This is a genomic window from Streptomyces sp. TSRI0107 (assembly GCF_001905845.1).
Classification (GTDB): Bacteria; Actinomycetota; Actinomycetes; order Streptomycetales; family Streptomycetaceae; genus Streptomyces.
The window spans coordinates 31,572-51,741 of sequence record NZ_LIVZ01000021.1 but is presented as its reverse complement, the minus strand read 5'-3'; the positions used below and the strand labels follow the sequence as shown (position 1 = coordinate 51,741).

The window sequence follows — 20,170 nt, the reverse complement described above, 5'->3', positions numbered from 1 at the left end:
GACGGTGGGTTGACCGGAGCCGGAAGCCGGTCAGCTGCCCGCGCCGGTCCTGCCCCAGTCCGGTCCGGCCTGTTCCCAGGCGCGGTCCAGCCGGGCGTACCGGCGGCGGACCATGCGCCACAGGACCAGGCGTCTGCCGCACTCGACCAGGCCGGCGGCGAGCAGGGCCACGCCGACGCCGGCGAGGGCGGCGTGCGAGGTGGCGGTGGCGGGGTCCAGGGGGCGGCTCACCGGTCTGCCCAGCGGGTCGGTCCAGAGTCTGAACCGGTCGCCGGGTTCCGCGGACTTGAGCTGGGCCATGACCGCGCCATGGTGGGAGCTGCCGTCCGGGGCCGTCCAGTCGGCGAGGACTCTGGTGCGGGTGTCGCGGGTGGCGGTCTCGGGGTCGGCGGCCAGCGCGCCGCGCTCCAGCCGGCGCAGCACGGTGGCCGTCACCTGATGCCGGGACTGGCGCTGTTCGCGGGCCGAACGCTGCAGGGACTCCTGGGCGGCGGAGCCGACGAGGACACCGATCAGCGGCGCGACGAGCAGCACCAGCAGCAGCGCCGTCAGGGCCAGCCAGGCCTCGGCCAGATCGGTCGCGCGGCGCAGTGGATTGTGCCGCCAGCGCCAGAGTCCGCTCAGGGCTCGCACCCCGCACCCCCTTCCAGCTCCGTGGTCCCCCCGGCGGAGCCGTCCATGCGAGAGACCGGTCATGGAGAGCGTCGACCTCACCGGCGACCGGGGTCCCTCACGAACTTCTCACCACACCCCAACGTACGGGCCGCGCACCGTGGTTCCCGCGCCTTGCCGACATGGCGGGATCTCTCTGCCCCCCGGCGGCGTCCCGCGGGCGCGACGGCCGGGACTACGCGAGGATCCGCACCGGGTCGCCGACCCGGATCGCGCCGGTGGAGAGAGGCACCAGATTCTGGCCGAAGACCAGCTTGCCGCCGATACGGCGATGCCGGCCCAGGGTGAGCAGGGGCTCTCTGCCGCGCTCCGCGCTCGTCTGGTCGGTCGTCGTCACCACACACCGCCCGCAGGGCTTGGCGACACGGAACTCGACGTCCCCGACGGCGAGTCGGGACCAGCCGTCCTCCGCCCACGGCGCGGTGCCCGCCACGACCAGGTTCGGCCGGAAGCGGTTCATCGGCAGGGGGCCCTCCTCGGGCCGGTCGCCCCGCGCGATCAGGGAGTTGAGGGCGTCGAGGGAGGCCGACGAGGTGAGCAGCAGCGGGTAACCGTCGGCGAAGCTGACCGTCTCGCCGGGCAGCGCGTACTCCGGGTCGACGGGGCGGCGGGTGGCGGGGTCGTCCATGTACACGAGACGGACGTCGATGCCCAGGTGGGCGCTGCACCAGGCGTGCGCGGCGGGGTCGGCCGGGACGCCGTCCACCTTGTCCCGGAAGATCTCCAGCGTCACCGTGCCGATCGGCTCCGGCACGGACACCGTCAGCGGGTCGAGGCCGGGCGCGGAGAGCCGAAGGCCGCCGCCGGGCAGAAGCTCGGCGGCGGCCAGCGCGAGGCGCGGTTGCTGGCGTTGCGTGACGACCTTTCCCCCGTCGTCGATCAGCACCCAGCGTCGGTCTCCGGCCAGCCCCCAGGGCTCCACGACGGCTTCCCGGAGCGACAGGCTCCGGAACGCCTTGACCGGATGGACATGGATCGATTGCAGTTCCGCGTTCCCCATGGGGCCATCGTGCCAGGTGGCACCGACAGCCCGGGGAGTCGATCAGTAGCCGCGGTACTGCTGCTGGTTGTACGGATCCTGGTAAGGGGCGGGCGCCGGGCGCGGCGCCGCGGGGCGCATCGCCTCGTAGCCCATGCCGGGCGCGGCGGCCGGGCGGGGCTGCTGGGGCACCTGCGGCCCCGGGTAGCCGCGCGGCGCCGAGGCCTGCTGGGGGATGTACGCCGTCGGCGCCGCGTGCAGCGGGGCGGGCTGCGGCGTCTGCGGGTAGCCGTAGGAGGGCTGGGACGGGGCCGCCGGCAGGGCGGGGAGCGCCGCCGGCAGGGCGGGCAGCGAGCTGCCCGGCGTGTCGTAAGCGGCGGGGACCCGGATCGGGGCGATCTGCGGGGTGCCCCGCTCGGCGACGAGGGAGTCGTAGATCGGGGTGTCCGGGAAGGAGGCGGAGTAGTAGCCGCCACCATAAGTGGAGCGGGGGGAGGTCATGGCACATAAGTTAAGCCCACGATGTGCTGGTTGGGGAGACCGATAATGGGGTTGTTTTCCGTGTCTGCGGTGACGCCGGATCCCCAATGCGAGCGAACATGGGAAAAAGGGGCACCGCGCGGCGTTCGGATCGTGTAAAGGCTCAGTTCCGGGCGGGTTACCGGCGGTTGGCCTCTGATCTTCGTACGACTCCGAAAGAGGTTCGCCGGACATCCGGCACGGGCCATGGGAGTTCTCTGTCCGGGGCAATAGGTTGGGGTCCGCAGAGATCCCGGAAGAACGCGTGATGGGGGCGGACATGTCCATGCCGAAAGGATCGAATACGCCGGTGCCGACGGCCGCGCTGCGGGTCGAGGTCGGCTGGCGCGGCGGACCCGGCGTCCCCGACGCGGACGCCTCGGCGCTGCTGCTGGCCGGCGGCAAGGTCCGCTCCGACAGCGACCTCGTCTTCTACAACCAGCCCGCGCACACCTCCGGCGCTGTTCGCCACGAGGGCAAGCGGGACACCGGCGGCATGGTGACCGACACGCTGCTCGTCGACCTCACGCGCGTGGAGAGCGCCGTGGAGACGGTGGTGCTCGCCGCCTCCGCCGACGGCGGCGCCTTCGGCCAGGTGCCTGGCCTGTACATCGAGGTCAAGGACGCCAGCCAGGGCACCGTGGTCGCCCGCTTCGACAGCACCGGCGCGTCCGTCGAGACGGCCTTCGTCCTCGGCGAGTTCTACCGCCGCCAGGGCGCCTGGAAGTTCCGCGCGGTCGGCCAGGGCTACAGCAGCGGCCTGGAAGGACTGGCCACCGACTTCGGCATCACCGTCGACGAACCGCAGCACGCCACCCCGCCGGCCTCCCCGGTCCGCACCCCGCCCGCCGCGCCGGTCCGGACCCCGCCGGCGACCGCACCGGTCACCCCGCCCCCGCCGGCCGCGCCGCCCGCCGCGCCCGTACGGCTCACCAAGGTCACGCTGACCAAGGCCGCCCCCACCGTGTCGCTGACCAAGCAGGGCGGCACCTCGGGCGCCCTGCGGGTGAACCTCAACTGGGAGGTGCGCAAGCAGTTCTCCGGCTGGGGCAGCAAGCTCGGCAGGGCCGTCGCCATGCACTCCGACCTCGACCTCGACCTGTGCGCCCTGTACGAACTCGCCGACGGCAGCAAGGGCGTCGTCCAGGCCCTCGGCAACGCCTTCGGCTCGCTGCACCACCCGCCGTACATCCACCTCGACGGCGACGACCGCACCGGTGCCGTGGCGACCGGCGAGAACCTGACCGTCAACCTCGACTACAAGGACGCCTTCCGGCGCATCCTCGTCTTCGTCACCATCTACGAGGGCGCCCGCTCCTTCGCCGACCTGCACGCCACGGTCACCCTCCAGCCGCAGCACGGCGCCGCCGTCGACTTCTCCCTGGACGAGTGCACGGTCCCCTCCCCGGTGTGCGCGCTGGCCCTGATCACCAACACCGGCGGCGACCTGATCGTCCAGCGTGAGGCCCGCTACCTGATCCCCGAGCGCGGCGTGAGCCCGCAGCGGACCGTCGACCACGCCTACGGGTGGGGCATGAACTGGACCCCCGGACGGAAGTGATCAGCTCTCGTCGGGGACGGCGTCCGGACGCGCGTAGGTGCGGCCCTTCCAGGCCGCGCCCCGCCCCCGGTAGTGCTGCACGGCGGAATCGACCGTCATAGGCAGATAGAGGAACGCGGTGAACGGCAGCAGCGGAGCGAGCCACCACGGCTGCCGGTAGTAACGGAGCATCGGCAGATACGTCCCCGCCATCACCAGCCACGCCAAGCCCCCGAGCACAGCCGCCGCCGTATCACCCACGACGGCCCCGGCCGTCACGGCCGCCGGCGGCACCAGATAGACGAGGGCCAGCCCGGCGACCGTACCGAGCAGCAGCAGCGGGTTGTGGCGCAGCTGGGCGTAGGCACTGCGCGAGACCATCCGCCACAGATCGTGCAGCCGGGGATACGGGCGCACGCTGTCCACCCGCTCCGCCAGGCCCAGCCAGATGTGCCCGCCGCTGCCGCGCACGGCCCGCGCGAGGGCCACGTCGTCGATCACGGCGTGACGGATCGAGTCCGGGATCCGCGCCCGCTCGGCGGCCTCGCTCCGCAGCAGGACACAGCCGCCCGCGGCGGCCGCCGTCCGCGCGCCCCGCCGGCCGATCCGGCGGAACGGGTACAGCTGCGCGAAGAAGTAGACGAACGCCGGCACGACCAGACGCTCCCACAGGCTCTCCACCCGCAGCCGGGCCATCTGCGAGACCACGTCGAAGCCCCCGGTGCGGGCCGCCGCCACCAGCGTGCGCAGACTGTCCGGCGCGTGCGCGATGTCGGCGTCCGTCAGCAGCAGGTACTCGGGTCCACGCGCGCGTGCCTCACCGATGCCGTGCCGCACCGCCCACAGCTTGCCGGTCCAGCCCGCCGGCGGCTCGCCCGGCGAGACCACGGTCAGCGGCAGCCCGCCCAGCCGCCGGGACAGCTCCCGCGCCAGCTCCCCGGTGCCGTCCGTGCTGCCGTCGTCGACGAGGAAGACCTCCGCCCGCCCCGGATAGTCCTGCGCCAGCAGCGACGGCAGGCTCACCGGCAGCACCGCGGCCTCGTCACGGGCCGGTACGACCACACACACGGGCGGCCAGTCGCCGGGATCGCGGCGGGGCGGCATCCTGACGTCCGTGCGCCAGAAGAACCCCTGGCCGAGCAGCAGCCACAGCCAGGCGGCCAGGGATCCGGCGGCAGTCCATGCGAGGGCGCTCACCCACGCAGTCTGCCCCACGGGGGAGGGCCCGCAAGGCACATCGACTATCGTGGCCGGGTGAAGATCGCGCTCATGGATTCAGGAATCGGGCTGCTGGCGGCCACCGCCGCGGTACGGCGCCTTCGCCCCGACGCAGATCTGGTGCTCTCCCTCGACCCGGACGGCATGCCCTGGGGCCCGCGTACGGCGGAGGACCTCACCGCGCGGGCCGTGGCCGTCGCCGAGGCCGCCGCCGAGCACCGCCCCGACGCCCTCATCGTCGGCTGCAACACCGCCACCGTGCACGCCCTGCCCACGCTGCGCGCCCTCCTGGAGCCCGCCCTGCCGGTGATCGGCACCGTCCCGGCGATCAAGCCCGCGGCGGCCGGCGGCGGGCACGTCGCCATCTGGGCCACGCCCGCCACCACCGGCAGCCCCTACCAGCGGGGACTCATCCGGGACTTCGCCGCGGGCGTGCCGGTCACCGAGGTGCCGTGCTGGGGCCTCGCCGAAGCCGTGGAGCACGCGGACGAGGCGGCGATCGACGCCGCCGTCGCCGCGGCGGCCGAGCTGACGCCCAACGATGTAACGACCGTGGTCCTGGGCTGCACCCATTACGAACTGGTCGCCGAACGCATCCGTGCCGCCGTGCAGCGCCCGGGCCGTCCGCCGCTGGCCCTGCACGGCTCGGCCGGCGCCGTGGCCGCGCAGGCCCTGCGCCGGATCGGCGCCGACGCCCGGCCCGAGGCCGCGTCGCACGGCGAGGTCACGGTGCTGCTGAGCGGACGCGAGGGCGCGCTGCCCGCGCCGGCGCTGGCCTATGCGGAAGGCCGTCTGCTGACCTCGGACGTCCCCGCCCCGGTGGCCGACCCGCGCTGACCACTCCCGGTGCCAGGGCCCTGGACGCCCGACCGGCCCAGTCACGCTGTGCGACGGGCTACCCGCGCAGCGAAAGCTGAGTAACCTCGAAGCATGAGGGACCACCCCCGCCCCGAGAGCGCCCCTGACGCCGATGTCTGGACCGGTCGGGCCACCAACCGGTTCCAGTGGCTGCTGGCGCTCTTCGGTGCCGCCTGCATGGCGCTCGGCATCGGGCTGGCCATCGACTCCGCGTGGACGGGCGGCATCGTCCCGCTGGTCATGTCGGTCGTCGGCTGCATCGCGGCGGGCCTGCTGGTCCTGTTCGGCACCCTCGCCTTCGTACACGTCGCGCTGCGGGTGGACGCGGAGTGCCTGGAGATCCGCTGCGGCCACATCGGCGTGCCGCGCCGCCGCATCCCCCTCTCACAGGTCGCCGGCGCGGACTTCGCTCCGCTGGTCACACCGCGTCACTGGGGCGGATGGGGCTACCGCTGGCGCCCCGAGAAGGGCACCGCCGTCGTCGTACGCCGGGGCGAGGGCCTGGTCCTGCGACTGTGGGACGGCCACACCTTCACGATCACCGTGGACGACGCGGAATCGGCGGTACGGGTGATCCGGAACCGGCTCCTGCCCAGCGCGCCGGAGACGACGCGCTGACGTCGGCGTCACCTACGGTGCCGGTTTTGTCGGGGGCGCGGCGTGGCCACGGTTCGACTGGGTCCGGCCCGGAGCCCTGGCGCCGTGACGTGGTCCCGCGTGGTGCGTCGACGGCTTCGCCGGGCGGCGGGGTCTCGGGCGCTGTGGCCACGGCTCCGCCGGGCCGCGTGCTTTCCGCGTGGTGCGCCACAGCTGGGCTGGGTCCGGTCCCGGAGCCCCGGCGCCGTGGCGTGGTTCCGCGTGGTGCGTCGACGGCTTCGCCGAGCGGCGCGGCCCGGCGCGGTGCGCCACAGTTGGGCTGGGTCCGGTCCCGGAGTCCCGGCGCCGTGGCGTGGTCTCGCGCCGTGCGGTGACGGCTTGTCGGGCGGCGCGGCCCGGCGTGGTGCGTCACAGCTGGGCTGGTCCGGCCCGGAGCCCTGGCGCCGTGGCGTGGTTCCGCGTGGCGCGTCGACGGCTTCGCCGGGCGGCGCGGTCTCGGGCGGTGTGGCTGCGGTTTCGCCGAGCGGCGCGGCCCGGCGCGGTGCGCCACAGTTGGGCTGGGTCCGGTCCCGGAGTCCCGGCGCAGTGGCGTGGTCCCGCGTGGTGCGGCGACGGTTCGGCTGGGTCCGGTCCCGGACGCCCGGAGCCGTGGCGCGGTCCCGCGCGGTGTGGCGGCGGCTCCACCGGGCGGCGCTTCTGCGTGGTGCGCCACAGCTTGGCTGGGTCCGGTCCCGCAGCCGCGGCGCCGTGACGTGGCCCCGCATGGTGCGGCCACAGCTCGGCCGGGTCCGGTCCCGGAGCCCCGGCGCCGCCATCGGCTCTTCCGCGCGGTGCGTTCGCTCTCCGCCCGGTGCCGCCATCCGCGTTTCCGCGCGGTCCGCTCACTCTCCCGGCCGCGACGGCTCCCCGAGCGGGGTGCGTGCCGTCGCCAGCCCCGCCAGCAGGCCCGCTCCCGCCGTCACCGCGGTGAAGCTGAGCGCGTTGCCGACCACGGAGATCGCCACGAGCGCCGTCAGCGCGGCGCCCGCGGTGAGCGCGACCGGCGTGGGCCGCGCGGTGCGCCACAGCGTGTAGAGCATCCAGCCGAACACCGCCGCCAGCAGGAGCACCCCGATCACTCCCTGCTCGGCCGCTTGCTGCAACGGCGCCGAGTGCGGTTTGCCGTCGGACAGCGGCGAGCCGGCCACGGCCTGGCTCAGCTCCCCGAACCGCCCCGGCCCCGCCCCCAGCACGGCGTCCGCGCGGGCGAGGGCGAGTGCGTCCCGCCACAGATCGACCCGGTGCCGGGTCAGCGGGCCCTCCAGGGACGCGGACAGTCCCGGTGGCAGCACGCGCCCCGCGACCGCCAGGGCGACTCCGACCAGCAGTACCGCGGCCAGTGCCAGTCCGGCGACGCCCAGCCCCCGGTGCCGCACCCGCCCGGCGGCGAGCGAGGCCAGCAGCACCGCCGTACAGGCGAGGGCACCCGTGACCGAGCCCACGGCCGCGGCGGTCACCGCGATCCCCACGGCCAGCGCGCGCAGCGCCAGCCGCAGTGCGGTGGGGCGGGCCGACCAGGCCGCGCAGCAGGCGGCGCCGGCGGCCAGGGCGAGCAGCGCCGCGGTCGCCCCGGCGTGCCCGAGCGGGGCACCGGGCTGCGGACCCAGGACGAGGCGCGGCGCGGCGACGGTCAGACCGAGGCCGGCGAGAGCCCCGGCACAGGGCGCGGCGACCGGCAGCAGCGATCCGCAGATCCGCCCGGCGGCGTACCCGCCGGCCACGGCGAGCACCGCCAGCAGCATGCCCTCGGGCCGGCCGCCGTGGACCGCGGCCGTGATCATCGACCAGACGGCACAGGCGCCGAGCACCATCACGCCCGCCGCATCAGAAACGTTTCGTCTGTCGCCGTCCGCTTCCGGTCCGACCGCAGACGACATCCCCGTGGAACCCACCCGTCCCCCCGAAACCGGTCCCCCGACCTGTGACGGGCCCCGTCCGCCGGTCCAGGACACGGCCGCACGGCCCGAGGCTTCGGCTCACGGTAACGGCTGATGGGCGGTTTGTGGATGAGTAGCGAGGACCGGTGCGGAAACGATGCTGCAGAGGTGGGCGCCAGGTACCGCCGGCCCCTCCGACCGCGCTGTCGGTGGCTTCGTCACCCGCCGTAGACTCCCGGAGTGACCGTCACCGCAACCTCCGTCGGCGAGTCGGACGACGTCCAGCCGCGGACCGCACCCGCCCAGCGCGGGGCGCGACTCCTGCGTCTCGTCCCGGCCGCCACTGCGGCGCTCTCCGGAGTGCTGCTCTACGTCAGCTTCCCGCCCCGCATCCTGTGGTGGCTGGCCCTGCCGGCCTTCGCCGCCTTCGGGTGGGTGCTGCGCGGCCGCAGTGTGAAGGCGGGCCTCGGCCTCGGGTACCTCTTCGGCCTGGGCTTCCTGCTGCCGCTGCTGGTGTGGACCGGCGTGGAGGTCGGCCCCGGCCCCTGGCTCGCGCTCGTCGCCATCGAGGCACTGTTCGTCGCCCTCGTCGGCGCGGGCGTCGCCGCGGTGTCCCGGCTGCCCGCGTGGCCCGTGTGGGCGGCCGCGGTGTGGATCGCGGGGGAGGCGGCCCGCGCGCGTGTGCCCTTCCACGGCTTCCCCTGGGGCAAGATCGCCTTCGGCCAGGCGGACGGCGTCTTCCTGCCGCTCGCCGCCGTCGGCGGCACCCCGGTCCTCGGTTTCGCGGTCGTCCTGTGCGGCTTCGGACTGTACGAGGTGATCCGCCTCGCGGTGGAGGCGCGCCGCACCCGCGCGATACCGCGGGCCGCCGCGATCACGGCACTGCTCAGCCTCGCGGTGCCGCCCCTCGCGGCGCTGGCCGCCCTGCCGCTGGTCAGCGACGAGGCCCAGACCGGCACCGCCACCGTCGCCGTGATCCAGGGGAACGTGCCCCGCGCGGGACTCGGTTTCAACGAGCAGCGCCGCGCGGTGCTCGACTACCACGCGCGCGAGACGGAGCGGCTCGCGGCCGAGGTGAAGGCAGGCAAGGTCGCCCGGCCCGACTTCGTGCTGTGGCCGGAGAACTCCTCCGACATCGATCCCTTCGCCAACCCCGACGCCCGCACGGTCATCGACCGCGCGGCCAAGGCGATCGGTGCGCCCATCTCCGTCGGCGGTGTCGTGGAACGCGACGGCAGGCTGCTGAACGAGCAGATCCTGTGGGACCCCGAGAAGGGCCCGCTCGACACCTACGACAAGCGGCAGATCCAGCCGTTCGGCGAGTACCTGCCGCTGCGCTCGCTGCTCGACATGATCAACAAGAGCTGGACCAGCATGGTCCGCCAGGACTTCAGCCGGGGCTCCGAGCCGGGCGTGTTCACCCTCGACGGCACGAAGGTCGGCCTCGCCACCTGCTACGAGGCGGCCTTCGACTGGGCCGTGCGGGACACCGTCACCCACGGCGCCCAGATGATCTCCGTGCCGAGCAACAACGCGACCTTCGGCCGCAGCGAGATGACCTACCAGCAGCTCGCCATGTCGCGGATCCGCGCGGTCGAGCACAGCCGGACCGTCACCGTGCCGGTGACCAGCGGCGTCAGCGCGATCATCCTGCCGGACGGCACCATCTCCCAGAGGAGCGGCATGTTCGTCGCGGACTCCCTGGTCCAGGAGGTGCCGCTGCGCTCGTCCGAGACCCCCGCCACCCGGTTCGGCGTCCTGCCGGAGCTCGCCCTGGTGCTGGTCGCCGTGGGCGGTCTCGGCTGGGCGGTCGCCGTTCGCGTGCGCGGGCGGCGCGCGGGTGACGTGTAGCCGTACCACCGCCGTACGCCTGCCGTAGGACTGCCGTACGCCCCCGGAACCTCACCGGGGGCGCCGGGGCGGCCCGTTAGGGTCGGCGCATGGCTACTCCTGACTTCATCCGCACCCTGCGGGCCTCCGCCGGTCACCAGCTGCTGTGGCTCCCCGGGATCACCGCGATCGTCTTCGACGACGACGGCAGAGTGCTGCTCAACCGCCGCGCCGACACCCGCAAGTGGTCGGTGCTCGGCGGCATCCCCGACCCGGGTGAACAGCCCGCGGTCTGCGCGGTGCGGGAGGTCTACGAGGAGACCGGGGTGCACTGCGTCCCCGAGCGGGTCGTCCTCGTCCAGGCACTGGACCCCGTCACCTACCCCAACGGTGACACCTGCCAGTACATGGACATCACCCTGCGCTGCCGCGCGGTCGGCGGCGAGGCCCGGGTCAACGACGACGAGTCGCTGGAGGTCGGCTGGTTCGAGGTCGACGCGCTGCCGGAGCTGCACGAGTTCGGGCTGTTCCGGATCAAGCAGGCGCTGTCGGACGCACCCACGTGGTACGAACCTATGGCTTCAGAGTGAACTGTGGGGGATGACCACATGGGGTGCGGGGCGGGCCCTGCCTAGGGTCGACCCATGACCCCGCCCCGTGACCTCCCCGGCCCGTCCGCCCCCACGCTCGACCTCGGCGGCCGCACCGCTCTCGTCACCGGCGCCGCCGGTGGCATCGGCCGCGCCTGTGCGCTGCGGCTCGCGGCCGCCGGGGCCAAGGTCAGAGCGGTCGACCGGGACGACAGCGGCCTCACCGCCCTCGCCGACCAGTCCGCCGGTCTGGCCGGCACCGTCGAACCGCACGTCCTCGACCTCACCGACCTGGACGCCGCCGAACAGGTCGCCGCCGGCACCGACGTCCTCGTCAACAACGCCGGACTCCAGCTCGTACGGCCGCTGGAGGAGTTCCCGCCGGACGTGTTCCACACCGTGCTGACCGTGATGCTGGAGGCACCGTTCCGGCTGATCAGAGGCGCCCTGCCGCACATGTACGGACAGGGCTGGGGCCGGATCGTGAACATCTCCTCCGTGCACGGCCTGCGCGCGTCGCCGTACAAGTCGGCGTACGTGGCCGCCAAGCACGGCCTGGAGGGCCTGTCCAAGACCGCCGCCCTCGAAGGGGCGCCGCACGGTGTCACCTCCAACTGCGTCAACCCCGGCTACGTCCGCACGCCCCTGGTCGAACGGCAGCTCGCCGACCAGGCACGGGCGCACGGCATCCCGCAGGAGCGCGTCCTCGCCGAGGTCATGCTCCAGGACAGCGCGGTGAAGCGGCTCATCGAGCCGGAGGAGGTCGCGGAGGCGGTCGCGTACCTGTGCGCGCCCCAGGCGTCCTTCGTCACCGGCACCTCGCTCGTCCTCGACGGCGGCTGGACCGCGCACTGAGCCGCCGGGCGCCGGCCGGAGTTTTCCACAGGGCTGACGAGGCGCCCGCGTCATGGTGAATCCTGTGAGCATGTCCCGCGATCACGTGCAGTCCGCCGAGCGCCCCACCACCGGAGCCCCGGCGCCCGACACCGGCCTCGACACACCGAAGGACGGTGTCGAGGCGCCGTTCCTCGAGCTGCTGGCCCGCGGCGCGTCCGCCGACGCGTACGAACAGCCGGTGCTGCTCGCCCGCGCCGAGGGCCGGCCGGCCGAGCGGATCGCCGCACTGGAGCACGCCAAGCTGCTCGCCCTGCGGGTGCGCGCGGAGCTGGAGGGCCGGCGCCGCCGCGAGGCCGAGCTGTCGGCCCTGTTCGAGACCGCCCACGACCTCGCCGGCCTGCGCGACCTGGACGCCGTCCTCCAGGCGATCGTGCAGCGCGCGCGGTCCCTGCTCGGCACCGACGTCGCCTACCTCAGCCTCAACGACCCGGCCCGCGGCGACACCTACATGCGGGTCACCGAGGGCTCGGTCGCGGCCCGCTTCCAGCAGCTCCGGCTCGGCATGGGGGAGGGGCTGGGCGGACTCGTCGCCCAGACGGCCCGGCCGTACGTCACCGACGACTACTTCCGCGACGAACGCTTCCAGCACACCGACACCATCGACGCGGGCGTGAGCGACGAAGGGCTGGTGGCCATCCTCGGCGTGCCGCTGATGCTGGGGCACCACGTGATCGGGGTGCTCTTCGCCGCCGACCGCCGCGCCCGGGTCTTCGAGCGCGAGCAGATCGCGCTGCTCGGCTCCTTCGCGGCCCTGGCCGCCGCCGCCATCGACACCGCCAACCTGCTCACCGAGACCCGCGCGGCCCTCGCCGGCCTGGAACGCGCCAACGAGATCATCCAGGACCGCAGCGCCGTCATAGAACGCGCCTCCGACGTGCACGACCGGCTGGCCGAACTCGTCCTGCGCGGCGGCGGGGTGCACGACGTGGCCGCCGCGGTCTCCGAGGTGCTGGACGGCACGGTCGAGTTCACCGAGGCCGCCGACGCCCCGGCCCGCGCCCTGGACGAGTCCCGCGCCGAGGGTCACGCGGTGCGCCACCAGGACGACTGGATCGCCGCCGTCGCCGCCGGCGGGGAACTCCTCGGCGCGCTGGTGCTGCGCGGCCATCCCGGCCTCGACCCGGTCGACCAGCGCACTTTGGAACGCGCCGCGATGGTCACCTCCCTGCTGCTGCTCGCCCGCCGCTCCGCCGCCGAGGCCGAACAGCGGGTCCGCGGCGAACTCCTGGACGACCTGCTCGACGCCCGCGACCGCGACCCCCGCCTGCTCCGTGAGCGCGCCGCCCGGCTGCACGCCGACCTCGACGCCACCCACGTCCTGCTCGCCGCCCGGCTCGACGGCCCCGCCGCCGACGCCGACCAGGAGGCCGCCGCCCGGCGCCGCCTCTGGTCCGCCGCCTCCCACCTCGCCGCGACCCGGCAGGGGCTGGCCGCCGCCCGCGACGGCGGCACCGTCCTGCTGCTGCCCCTCACCGCGGGCGACAGCGCCACCGAACTGGCCCGGCGTACCGCCCGCCACCTCGGCACCGCCGTCCACGAATCGGTCACCGTCGGCGCCTCCCCACCGGTCCGCGACCTCGCCGCCCACCCGGACACCGTGGCCGGCGCCTACGCGGAGGCCCGCCGCTGCCTGGACGCCCTGCGCCTGCTGGGCCGTACGGGAGACGGCGCCGCCGCCGACGACTTCGGCTTCCTCGGACTGCTGCTCGCCGGCGACCGGGACGTGGCGGGCTTCGTGGACCGCACCATCGGCCAGGTCGTCGCCTACGACGAGAGACGCGGCACCGAACTGCTGCGCACCCTCGACGCCTACTTCGCCTGCGGGATGAGCCCCGCCCGCACCAAGGACGAGCTGCACGTCCACGTCAACACCGTCGCCCAGCGCCTGGAACGCGTCGGCCGTCTGCTCGGCGACGACTGGCACACCCCGTCCCGCGCCCTGGAGATCCAGCTCGCCCTGCGCCTGCACCGGTTGGCGGCACCGGAACGCCACTGACCGCGGCCCCCGCACGCGAGGGCGTACGGGGGCCGCGGTCAGTGGCGCCGGTCAGACGGTGTGCGCGTCCGCGGCCCGGGCGTCCTCGGAGGAGGCGCTGGCGTCGGGCTCGACGTCGGCCAGGTCGCGCTCGCGGGTCTCCTTGGCCACGCCCACGGCGACGACCGTGAGCAGCGCCGCCGCGATCACGTACAGGGCGATCCAGGTGGAGCCCCCCGTGTTGGACAGCAGCGCGGTGGCGATCAGCGGCGCGGGCGCGCCGGCCGCGACCGAGGCGAACTGGGCGCCGATGGAGGCACCGGAGTAACGCATCCGGGTCGCGAACATCTCGGAGAAGAACGCGGCCTGCGGGGCGTACATCGCGCCGTGCAGCACCAGGCCCACCGTCACCGCGAGGAGCAGGCTGCCGAAGTCACCGGTGTCGACGAGCGCGAAGAACGGGAACATCCACAGCCCGACCCCGGCCGCGCCCAGCAGATACACGGGACGACGTCCGACCCGGTCCGACAGGGCGCCCCACAGCGGAATCACCGCGAAGTGCACGGCGGAGGCGATCAGCACCGCGTTCAGCGCGGTCTGCTTGGAGACGTCGGCGGCGGTGGTGGCGTAGACGAGGATGAAGGCGGTGATGACGTAGTAGCTGATGTTCTCGGCCATACGCGCGCCCATCGCCACGAGGACGTCCCGCCAGTGGTGGCGCAGCACGGAGACCAGCGGCAGCTTCTCGGCGTCGGCAGCCCCGGACGCCTTGCGCGCCTCGGCCTGCGCGAGCGCCTGCCGGAACACCGGCGACTCGTCGACGGACAGCCGGATCCACAGCCCGACGATCACCAGCACACCGGAAAGCAGGAACGGTATCCGCCAGCCCCATGCGGAGAAGGCGTCGTCGGACAGCACAGCGGTCAGCAGCGACAGCACGCCGGTCGCGAGCAGCTGCCCGGCCGGCGCGCCGGTCTGCGGCCACGACGCCCAGAACCCGCGCCGCCGCGCGTCCCCGTGCTCCGACACCAGCAGGACGGCGCCGCCCCACTCACCGCCGAGCGCGAATCCCTGCACGAGCCGCAGCACGGTCAGCAGGACCGGCGCGGCGGTCCCGATCGTCGCGTGCGTCGGCAGCAGCCCGATGGCGAAGGTCGCCCCACCCATCAGCAGCAGGCTCAGCACCAGCAGCTTCTTACGCCCGAGCCGGTCACCGTAGTGCCCGAACACCAGCGCGCCCAACGGCCGCGCGGCGAACCCGACCGCGTACGTCAGGAACGACAGCAGCGTGCCGACGAGCGGGTCGGACTCCGGGAAGAACAACTCGTTGAACACGAGCGCGGCGGCTGAGCCGTACAGGAAGAAGTCGTACCACTCGATGGTGGTACCGATGAGGCTGGCGGCGACGATGCGCTTGAGGTTGGACGGAGCGGGGGGAGCGGTCGCGGGCGACGACATCGGCACCACTTCCTGACGTTCGACGGGGACGTTTGCGTGTCGCCACACCGTAGGAAGGGGCAGGTCAGAGGCGTATGTGGTGGGACACCATAGTTTTGGGCGGGAGGGTGCGCGTTCCCACCATGGGGTGGCGGCAGGGCCTCCTGCACAGCCTCGATGCAGCGGAGGTTGTACCGGGCCGAGGCCGGCGGCGGCACGGTCTGCGCCGACCAGGCCCGCGTCCTCGCCCGGCTGACCGCGGCGGAGCTGGACACCGCGCAGCTGGCGCTGCGGCTCACCGGTGACACCGTTCCGCACCCGCTCGCCTGGGGTGCGCTGTGGCGTGGCGTGCATGCCGTACTGCCCGGCACTGCTCTGGAGCTGGCGCCCGGCGGCGAGATGCGCACCCGGTGCTGGTGGCGGCCGCCGACGGCCGAACTGCCCCTGGACGAGGCCGCGGCCGGGCTGCGGGAGGCACTTGAGCGGGCGGTCGTTCTGCGGGTCCGACCGGACGAGGTGGTGGGCGCGGACCTGTCCGGCGGCATGGACTCGACTTCGCTGTGCTTCCTGGCGGCGAAGGCGGGCGCCCGGCTGGTCACCGTCACCCTGGACGCGGGCGCACCCACCAACGAGGACCGCCTCTAGGCCACCCGGGCCGCCGGGCACCTGCCCCACGTCGAGCATCTGGTGTTCGAGCCGGCCGATGTGCCCGCCCAGTTCAGCGGGCTGGAGGAGCGCGTGGATCTGGGCGACGAGCCGTCCGCGATCGTGCGTACGCGGGTGGAGCAGCGGTACCTGGCCGAGCAGATGCGGGCGCGCGGGGCCCGGCTGCGGTTGTCCGGCTTCGGCGGGGACCAGGTCATCCAGTCGCGACCCTCGTATGTGCACGGCCTGCCGCGGCGCTCACCCGCAGCAGGCCTGCGCCACGCGGCCGGGTGGCGCGCGCGACACCGCCAGCCCCTCGGGACGATCACAAGGGCGCTGCTCGACCGGGGCTCCTACGCTGCCTGGCTCACCGAGACCGCCGGACTGCTACGCACGCCGGTGCATGGAGACGACCTGCGCTGGGGGCTACGCCCATATCTTCCGCCCTGGGCGAGCGAGCAGACCGTACAGCTGTGCCGTGAGCGACTGCTCGGCGCGGCCCAGGACGCCACCGAGCCGCTGCACCGTGAACGCGGGCGGCACGCTGGCTCGCCTCCGCGCAGCGTGGGGGCCGACTCGCCGGCCCTCTGCGACGGCGGGGCATCGCTCACATGATCACCGAGGGGGCCGACCAGGTCCGCAACCGCCTCCGACGCGACACCCGGGAGCGTCGCTGCTTGCCATTTCCGCCACAACTCTCCTAGGTGCTGTTTCTCGGATCATGTTCGGAGCCGGATCGCGAGGGTCGCGAGGGTGACGGTGCCGAGGTAGATGTGGGCGCATTTCTCGTGGCGAGTGGCGAGTGGCGACGGTCCGGGAGCCTATGGCGCGCTCGACAGTGGCTGAGCCTCTGGGGGACCCCGTTCGTTGCCGTCACGAGCGGGTCGTAGGCTCGCGGTGCCCCCCGGTGCGGTCGCGTTGGAAAGTGGCGTACAGCCACCACAGGGACGGCAGGAGCAGGACGGCGCCGGCCGCCAGCGCGCCGAGGCTGGCTCCCAGCACGGCGTCGGTCGCGGCTGCTTCGTCGAGAGTGACACCCGGGAGCAGTACGGGCTGCTGGCCGATGCCCCATCCCCACAGAAGTCCGGTGACCGCGAGCGCGGCGGTCAGCCGGACCATCAAGTAGGAGCGGCCCCATGCGAGCAGTGCCAGCGAGACGACGCCGGCGGCCACGGACAGCACGAGGAGAGGCAAGGCGGCGCCGGAAGTGAGGTCGTCGAACAGTGGCCGGGCGTCCGCGCGCAGGACGAACAGCCCGACCGCCGACATCACGCCGACGAACACCCCGGTGTACAGGGCGCGGAGCCTGAAAGCCTGGGTGAGCGGTTCGTCGCCGGTGCGCTGGGCGTCGCGGGTGAGGTAGACGGCGGCGAGGTACGCCGCGGTCCCCACCGCCAGTACGCCACTGATGAGGGAAGTGGGGTTGACCCAGCTGGTGACGAGGTCCCCGGCCGCGATGCCGGGTGGTACGCGGCCGGAGGCGATGGCGCCGGCGACAGTGCCGAGGAAGAAGGGTGTGACGAGCGAGGAGAAGGCGAAGGTGGCCCCGAACAGCTGTTGCCGCCACAGCTCGCGGCTCACTTTGCGGAACGCGAAGGCCGCGCCGCGCGCGATGACGCCGAGCGCCACGGCGGTGAGCGGGATGTACAGGGTGGAGGCGATCGCGGCGAAGACGGAGGGGATGCCGGTCCAGGTGAGGACGATCACGAAGATCAGCCAGACGTGATTGGCCTCCCACACCGGGCCGATGGAGTGCTCGACCAGGTCGCGCTGGACGCGGCCCCGCTCGGCTCCTCCGGCGAGCAGGTCCCACACCCCGGCGCCGAAGTCGGCGCCGCCGAACAGGACGTACGCCGTCAGGCCGATCCACAGCACGACGAGCATGATCTCGGGCAGGTGCACGGCAACCTCAGATGACTTTGTAGTCGGTTACGTCGCGTTCCTGCGGGGCGACGGGAACGGGTTCGTCGCGGGCCAGGCGTCGCAGCACGTAGACGGTGGCAACGGTCAGTACCGCGTACACCAGCGCCACCAGGACGAACCCCCAGACGAGGCCGGGAGCGGGGTTGACCGCTTCGGAGGTGCGCATCACGCCGTACACGATCCAGGGCTGGCGCCCTACTTCGGTGACGGTCCAGCCGGCTTCGAGTGCCAGGACCGCACCCACGCCCGACAGGGCGCAGGCGCGCAGGAACCACGGTGTGCGTGGCAGGTCCCGGTGGCGCTTCCAGGTGAACGCGAGCCACGCGCACAGCGCCAGGAGACCGAAGCCGATACCGACCATGATCTGGAAGGCCCAGTGCGTGACGTTGACCGGTGGCCGGTCGGCCTCCGGTACGTTCTCCAGTCCGACGATCTCCGCGTCGGGCGACCAATGGGCCAGCAGGGACAGCCCGTTGGGGATCTCCAGCGCATAGCGAAGCTCGCCGCCGATGGCGAAGCCGCCCAGGTGCAGCGGGGCTCCGCGCTCGGTGTGGAAGACGCCTTCCATGGCGGCGAGTTTCACGGGCTGGTTCTCGGCGACGAAGTGGGCCGCCCAGTCCCCGACTCCGATCTGCACCGGGGTGACGATCGCCGCGACCGTGAAGGGAATGAGGAAGCCGAGACGGTGGTAGCGGTCGCGTCTGCCGCGCAGCATCGCCACGGCGTAGACACCCGCCATGAGAAAGCCGGCGACCATGAACGCCGCGAGGATCATGTGCACGGTCTGCGGCGGAGTCGCGGGATTGAACATCGCTGCCCACGGATCCACCGAGACGATGCGCCCGTTCTCCGTGTCGAAGCCGGTGGGCTGCTGCATCCAGGCGTTGGCGGTCACGACAAAGAAGGCACTGGCCACCCCGGCCACGACGATGGGCAGCCCGGACAGCATGTGTGGAACCGGCGGCAGCCGGTCCCAGGCGTAGAGGTAGATCCCCAGGAAGATCGCCTCGATGAAGAACGCGATGCCCTCCAGCGAGAACGGCAGGCCGATCACCTCGCCGTACGTCCCCATCAGCCCCGGCCACAGCAAGCCCATCTCGAACGACAGGATCGTTCCGGAGACCGCGCCCACCGCGAACAGCACACCCATCGCCCGCGCCCAGCGCCGCGCCAGCAGCCGGTAGTTCAGATCTCCTGTGCGGTGTCCACGCCACTCCGCGATCAGTGTGATCGCGGGCATACCCACGCCCAGGCAGGCCAGAATGATGTGCCAGCCCAGCGACAGTGCCATCTGCATCCGCGCGGCGCCGAGATCCGGCTCCCCGAATGCGGCATCGGCCAAAGACGGCATGGTTTCCCCTGGTGAGACTGGCATGCGGCGGATCAGGACGGACGAGTACGGATAGGTATCGACAAGTACGGTCCCCACACAGGTGGCTCCACTCGGGGGTGCCGACGCAAGCCGTGCAGCCACTGCGTCGTCCGTATGGCGGCAGAGGATCACCCAGCCGGCCACGGTGGGGTTCGGCGGTGAAGCCTCAGGGGTCTGTCGAACGCATGGTGCGGGTCACCTCGGTGACCGACGCGACGGTTGTGGCGCAGTCCGTCCTGCACGGCCGGTTGGTTCAACTAGAGACCTTCCACGTCAAGGCGCGACGGCTTTCTCGGAGATCTCCGTGCCCAGCACCGGAGTCGGGCGGCCTCGCACGCGGCTCTGGAACACGCCAGAGACCTGCCCTCTGCCAGCGGCAGAACACTGGCCCGGCCGGGCTCGGCGATCACTACAGTCCAAACTCATGACGACGGTTGCAACGCGCACGATCGAATACGCGGCCGACGGCCTGACGATGATCGGGCACCTCGCGCTCCCGGCCGGTGTCGACCGCCGGCCCGCGGTCCTGGTCGGGCCCGAGGGCCTGGGGCTCAGCGACGTCGAGCGCCGCCGGGCCGATGCGCTCGCCGAGCTGGGATACGTGGCGCTGGCCTTCGACATCCACGGCGGGCGCTATCTGGGCGACCCTGAGGAGATGCTGGCCCGTTGCATGCCGCTGCTCGCCGATCCCGACCGGATGCGAGGCATCGGCCACGCGGCGCTCGACGTGCTCCGCGCCGAGCCGCGGACCGACCCGGACCGGATCGCCGCCGTCGGCTACGGCACCGGGGGCGCAATCGCGCTGGAACTCGGGCGCGACGGCGTCGACCTGCGCGCGATCGCGACAGTCAACGGACTGACCACGGGCCGACCAGGCGAGACGGCGCGCATTCACTGCCCGGTGTGGGCCGGGGTCGGGTCGGAAGACCCGATCATGTCGCCCGAGCAACGGGACGCATTCACCGCCGAGATGCAGGCTGCGGGCGTCGACTGGCGCCTCGTGGTCTACGGCGGCGCCTTGCACGCCTTCCATCACCCACCGGTCGACCACATCGTGCTTCCCGGGGTCGGTTATCACCCTCAGCACGCGCAGCGAGCTTGGCGGGACGTCGTCGACCTGCTCGCCGAGTGCCTGCCCGTAATGGAGTGATCTGGGCAGACTTCGGTCGCGGTGAGCACGTCGTCAGAGCCGTCCTGGGTAC

General features: G+C 73.2%; 18 protein-coding genes. 10 read left to right on the top strand and 8 right to left on the bottom strand.

What is annotated here, in order from left to right; translation table 11 throughout:
• Positions 1-30 precede the first annotated feature (30 nt).
• The 3 genes from AMK31_RS37525 to AMK31_RS37515 all read right to left on the bottom strand — a co-directional run bounded on the left by AMK31_RS37525 (position 31) and on the right by AMK31_RS37515 (position 2,152).
• Entirely contained in the window at positions 31-633 is a 603-nt protein-coding gene (locus AMK31_RS37525; protein ID WP_073945223.1) for an Rv1733c family protein, read from the bottom strand.
• 214 nt (positions 634-847) lie between these two features.
• On the bottom strand, positions 848-1,672 hold the full coding sequence (locus tag AMK31_RS37520; protein WP_073945222.1) for an MOSC domain-containing protein: 825 nt from the start codon (positions 1,670-1,672) through the stop codon (positions 848-850).
• A 42-nt stretch (positions 1,673-1,714) separates the two neighbouring features.
• Positions 1,715-2,152 (bottom strand): DUF6643 family protein, encoded by a 438-nt coding sequence (locus AMK31_RS37515; RefSeq protein WP_073945221.1) that lies wholly within the window; start codon positions 2,150-2,152, stop codon positions 1,715-1,717.
• 298 nt (positions 2,153-2,450) lie between these two features.
• Between AMK31_RS37515 and AMK31_RS37510 the strand changes: the two genes are divergently transcribed.
• Positions 2,451-3,731 (top strand): TerD family protein, encoded by a 1,281-nt coding sequence (locus AMK31_RS37510; RefSeq protein ID WP_198948667.1) that lies wholly within the window; start codon positions 2,451-2,453, stop codon positions 3,729-3,731.
• Here AMK31_RS37510 and AMK31_RS37505 read toward each other — a convergent pair whose 3' ends face one another.
• Entirely contained in the window at positions 3,732-4,907 is a 1,176-nt protein-coding gene (locus AMK31_RS37505; protein WP_073945265.1) for a glycosyltransferase, read from the bottom strand.
• Positions 4,908-4,964: 57 nt separating this feature from the next.
• On the opposite strand from AMK31_RS37505, the gene AMK31_RS37500 reads away from it, so the two are divergent.
• Together AMK31_RS37500 and AMK31_RS37495 are read left to right on the top strand one after the other, a co-directional pair.
• Complete coding sequence (locus AMK31_RS37500) at positions 4,965-5,765, top strand: glutamate racemase (protein ID WP_073945219.1); 801 nt, start codon at positions 4,965-4,967, stop codon at positions 5,763-5,765.
• Between the two features lie 93 nt (positions 5,766-5,858).
• Positions 5,859-6,404, top strand: coding sequence for a hypothetical protein (locus AMK31_RS37495; RefSeq protein WP_073945218.1), 546 nt, complete (start codon positions 5,859-5,861; stop codon positions 6,402-6,404).
• A gap of 860 nt (positions 6,405-7,264) precedes the next feature.
• On the opposite strand, the gene AMK31_RS37490 is transcribed toward AMK31_RS37495, so the two are convergent.
• Positions 7,265-8,299, bottom strand: coding sequence for an O-antigen ligase family protein (locus AMK31_RS37490; protein WP_241842858.1), 1,035 nt, complete (start codon positions 8,297-8,299; stop codon positions 7,265-7,267).
• 240 nt (positions 8,300-8,539) lie between these two features.
• On the opposite strand from AMK31_RS37490, the gene lnt reads away from it, so the two are divergent.
• The 4 genes from lnt to AMK31_RS37470 all read left to right on the top strand — a co-directional run bounded on the left by lnt (position 8,540) and on the right by AMK31_RS37470 (position 13,612).
• Positions 8,540-10,150 (top strand): apolipoprotein N-acyltransferase, encoded by a 1,611-nt coding sequence (gene lnt / locus AMK31_RS37485; protein ID WP_073945216.1) that lies wholly within the window; start codon positions 8,540-8,542, stop codon positions 10,148-10,150.
• An 89-nt stretch (positions 10,151-10,239) separates the two neighbouring features.
• A complete protein-coding gene (locus AMK31_RS37480; protein ID WP_073945215.1) occupies positions 10,240-10,719 on the top strand; it encodes an NUDIX hydrolase in 480 nt (159 codons plus the stop codon).
• A 54-nt stretch (positions 10,720-10,773) separates the two neighbouring features.
• A complete protein-coding gene (locus AMK31_RS37475; RefSeq protein ID WP_073945214.1) occupies positions 10,774-11,574 on the top strand; it encodes a 3-hydroxybutyrate dehydrogenase in 801 nt (266 codons plus the stop codon).
• A 70-nt stretch (positions 11,575-11,644) separates the two neighbouring features.
• Positions 11,645-13,612, top strand: coding sequence for a helix-turn-helix domain-containing protein (locus tag AMK31_RS37470; protein WP_198948666.1), 1,968 nt, complete (start codon positions 11,645-11,647; stop codon positions 13,610-13,612).
• Positions 13,613-13,663: 51 nt separating this feature from the next.
• Here AMK31_RS37470 and AMK31_RS37465 read toward each other — a convergent pair whose 3' ends face one another.
• Complete coding sequence (locus tag AMK31_RS37465) at positions 13,664-15,049, bottom strand: MFS transporter (RefSeq protein WP_198948665.1); 1,386 nt, start codon at positions 15,047-15,049, stop codon at positions 13,664-13,666.
• A gap of 156 nt (positions 15,050-15,205) precedes the next feature.
• Between AMK31_RS37465 and AMK31_RS37460 the strand changes: the two genes are divergently transcribed.
• Both AMK31_RS37460 and AMK31_RS37455 read left to right on the top strand, forming a co-directional pair.
• Complete coding sequence (locus AMK31_RS37460) at positions 15,206-15,673, top strand: asparagine synthase-related protein (RefSeq protein ID WP_079187102.1); 468 nt, start codon at positions 15,206-15,208, stop codon at positions 15,671-15,673.
• Between the two features lie 42 nt (positions 15,674-15,715).
• Positions 15,716-16,288, top strand: a complete 573-nt coding sequence (locus AMK31_RS37455; RefSeq protein WP_073945211.1) for a hypothetical protein — start codon at positions 15,716-15,718, stop codon at positions 16,286-16,288.
• A 258-nt stretch (positions 16,289-16,546) separates the two neighbouring features.
• On the opposite strand, the gene AMK31_RS37450 is transcribed toward AMK31_RS37455, so the two are convergent.
• Together AMK31_RS37450 and AMK31_RS37445 are read right to left on the bottom strand one after the other, a co-directional pair.
• Positions 16,547-17,575, bottom strand: a complete 1,029-nt coding sequence (locus AMK31_RS37450; RefSeq protein WP_338013070.1) for a cytochrome d ubiquinol oxidase subunit II — start codon at positions 17,573-17,575, stop codon at positions 16,547-16,549.
• A gap of 7 nt (positions 17,576-17,582) precedes the next feature.
• Positions 17,583-19,025: a cytochrome ubiquinol oxidase subunit I gene (locus tag AMK31_RS37445; protein ID WP_385312681.1), complete on the bottom strand. Its 1,443-nt coding sequence runs from the start codon at positions 19,023-19,025 to the stop codon at positions 17,583-17,585.
• A 367-nt stretch (positions 19,026-19,392) separates the two neighbouring features.
• Here AMK31_RS37445 and AMK31_RS37440 point away from each other — a divergent pair, with 367 nt between their 5' ends.
• Complete coding sequence (locus AMK31_RS37440; RefSeq protein ID WP_073945209.1) at positions 19,393-20,118, top strand: dienelactone hydrolase family protein; 726 nt, start codon at positions 19,393-19,395, stop codon at positions 20,116-20,118.
• Positions 20,119-20,170: the final 52 nt, after the last annotated feature.

Bases quoted from the DNA above. Each gene is read 5' to 3' on its own strand.
- AMK31_RS37465 (WP_198948665.1), bottom strand. From the start codon at position 15,049: ATGTCGTCGCCCGCGACCGCTCCCCCCGCTCCGTCCAACCTCAAGCGC.
- AMK31_RS37480 (WP_073945215.1), top strand. From the start codon at position 10,240: ATGGCTACTCCTGACTTCATCCGCACCCTGCGGGCCTCCGCCGGTCAC.
- AMK31_RS37515 (WP_073945221.1), bottom strand. From the start codon at position 2,152: ATGACCTCCCCCCGCTCCACTTATGGTGGCGGCTACTACTCCGCCTCC.
- AMK31_RS37490 (WP_241842858.1), bottom strand. From the start codon at position 8,299: ATGTCGTCTGCGGTCGGACCGGAAGCGGACGGCGACAGACGAAACGTT.
- AMK31_RS37520 (WP_073945222.1), bottom strand. From the start codon at position 1,672: ATGGGGAACGCGGAACTGCAATCGATCCATGTCCATCCGGTCAAGGCG.
- AMK31_RS37470 (WP_198948666.1), top strand. From the start codon at position 11,645: ATGTCCCGCGATCACGTGCAGTCCGCCGAGCGCCCCACCACCGGAGCC.
- AMK31_RS37510 (WP_198948667.1), top strand. From the start codon at position 2,451: ATGTCCATGCCGAAAGGATCGAATACGCCGGTGCCGACGGCCGCGCTG.
- AMK31_RS37460 (WP_079187102.1), top strand. From the start codon at position 15,206: ATGCAGCGGAGGTTGTACCGGGCCGAGGCCGGCGGCGGCACGGTCTGC.
- AMK31_RS37440 (WP_073945209.1), top strand. From the start codon at position 19,393: ATGACGACGGTTGCAACGCGCACGATCGAATACGCGGCCGACGGCCTG.
- AMK31_RS37495 (WP_073945218.1), top strand. From the start codon at position 5,859: ATGAGGGACCACCCCCGCCCCGAGAGCGCCCCTGACGCCGATGTCTGG.
- AMK31_RS37475 (WP_073945214.1), top strand. From the start codon at position 10,774: ATGACCCCGCCCCGTGACCTCCCCGGCCCGTCCGCCCCCACGCTCGAC.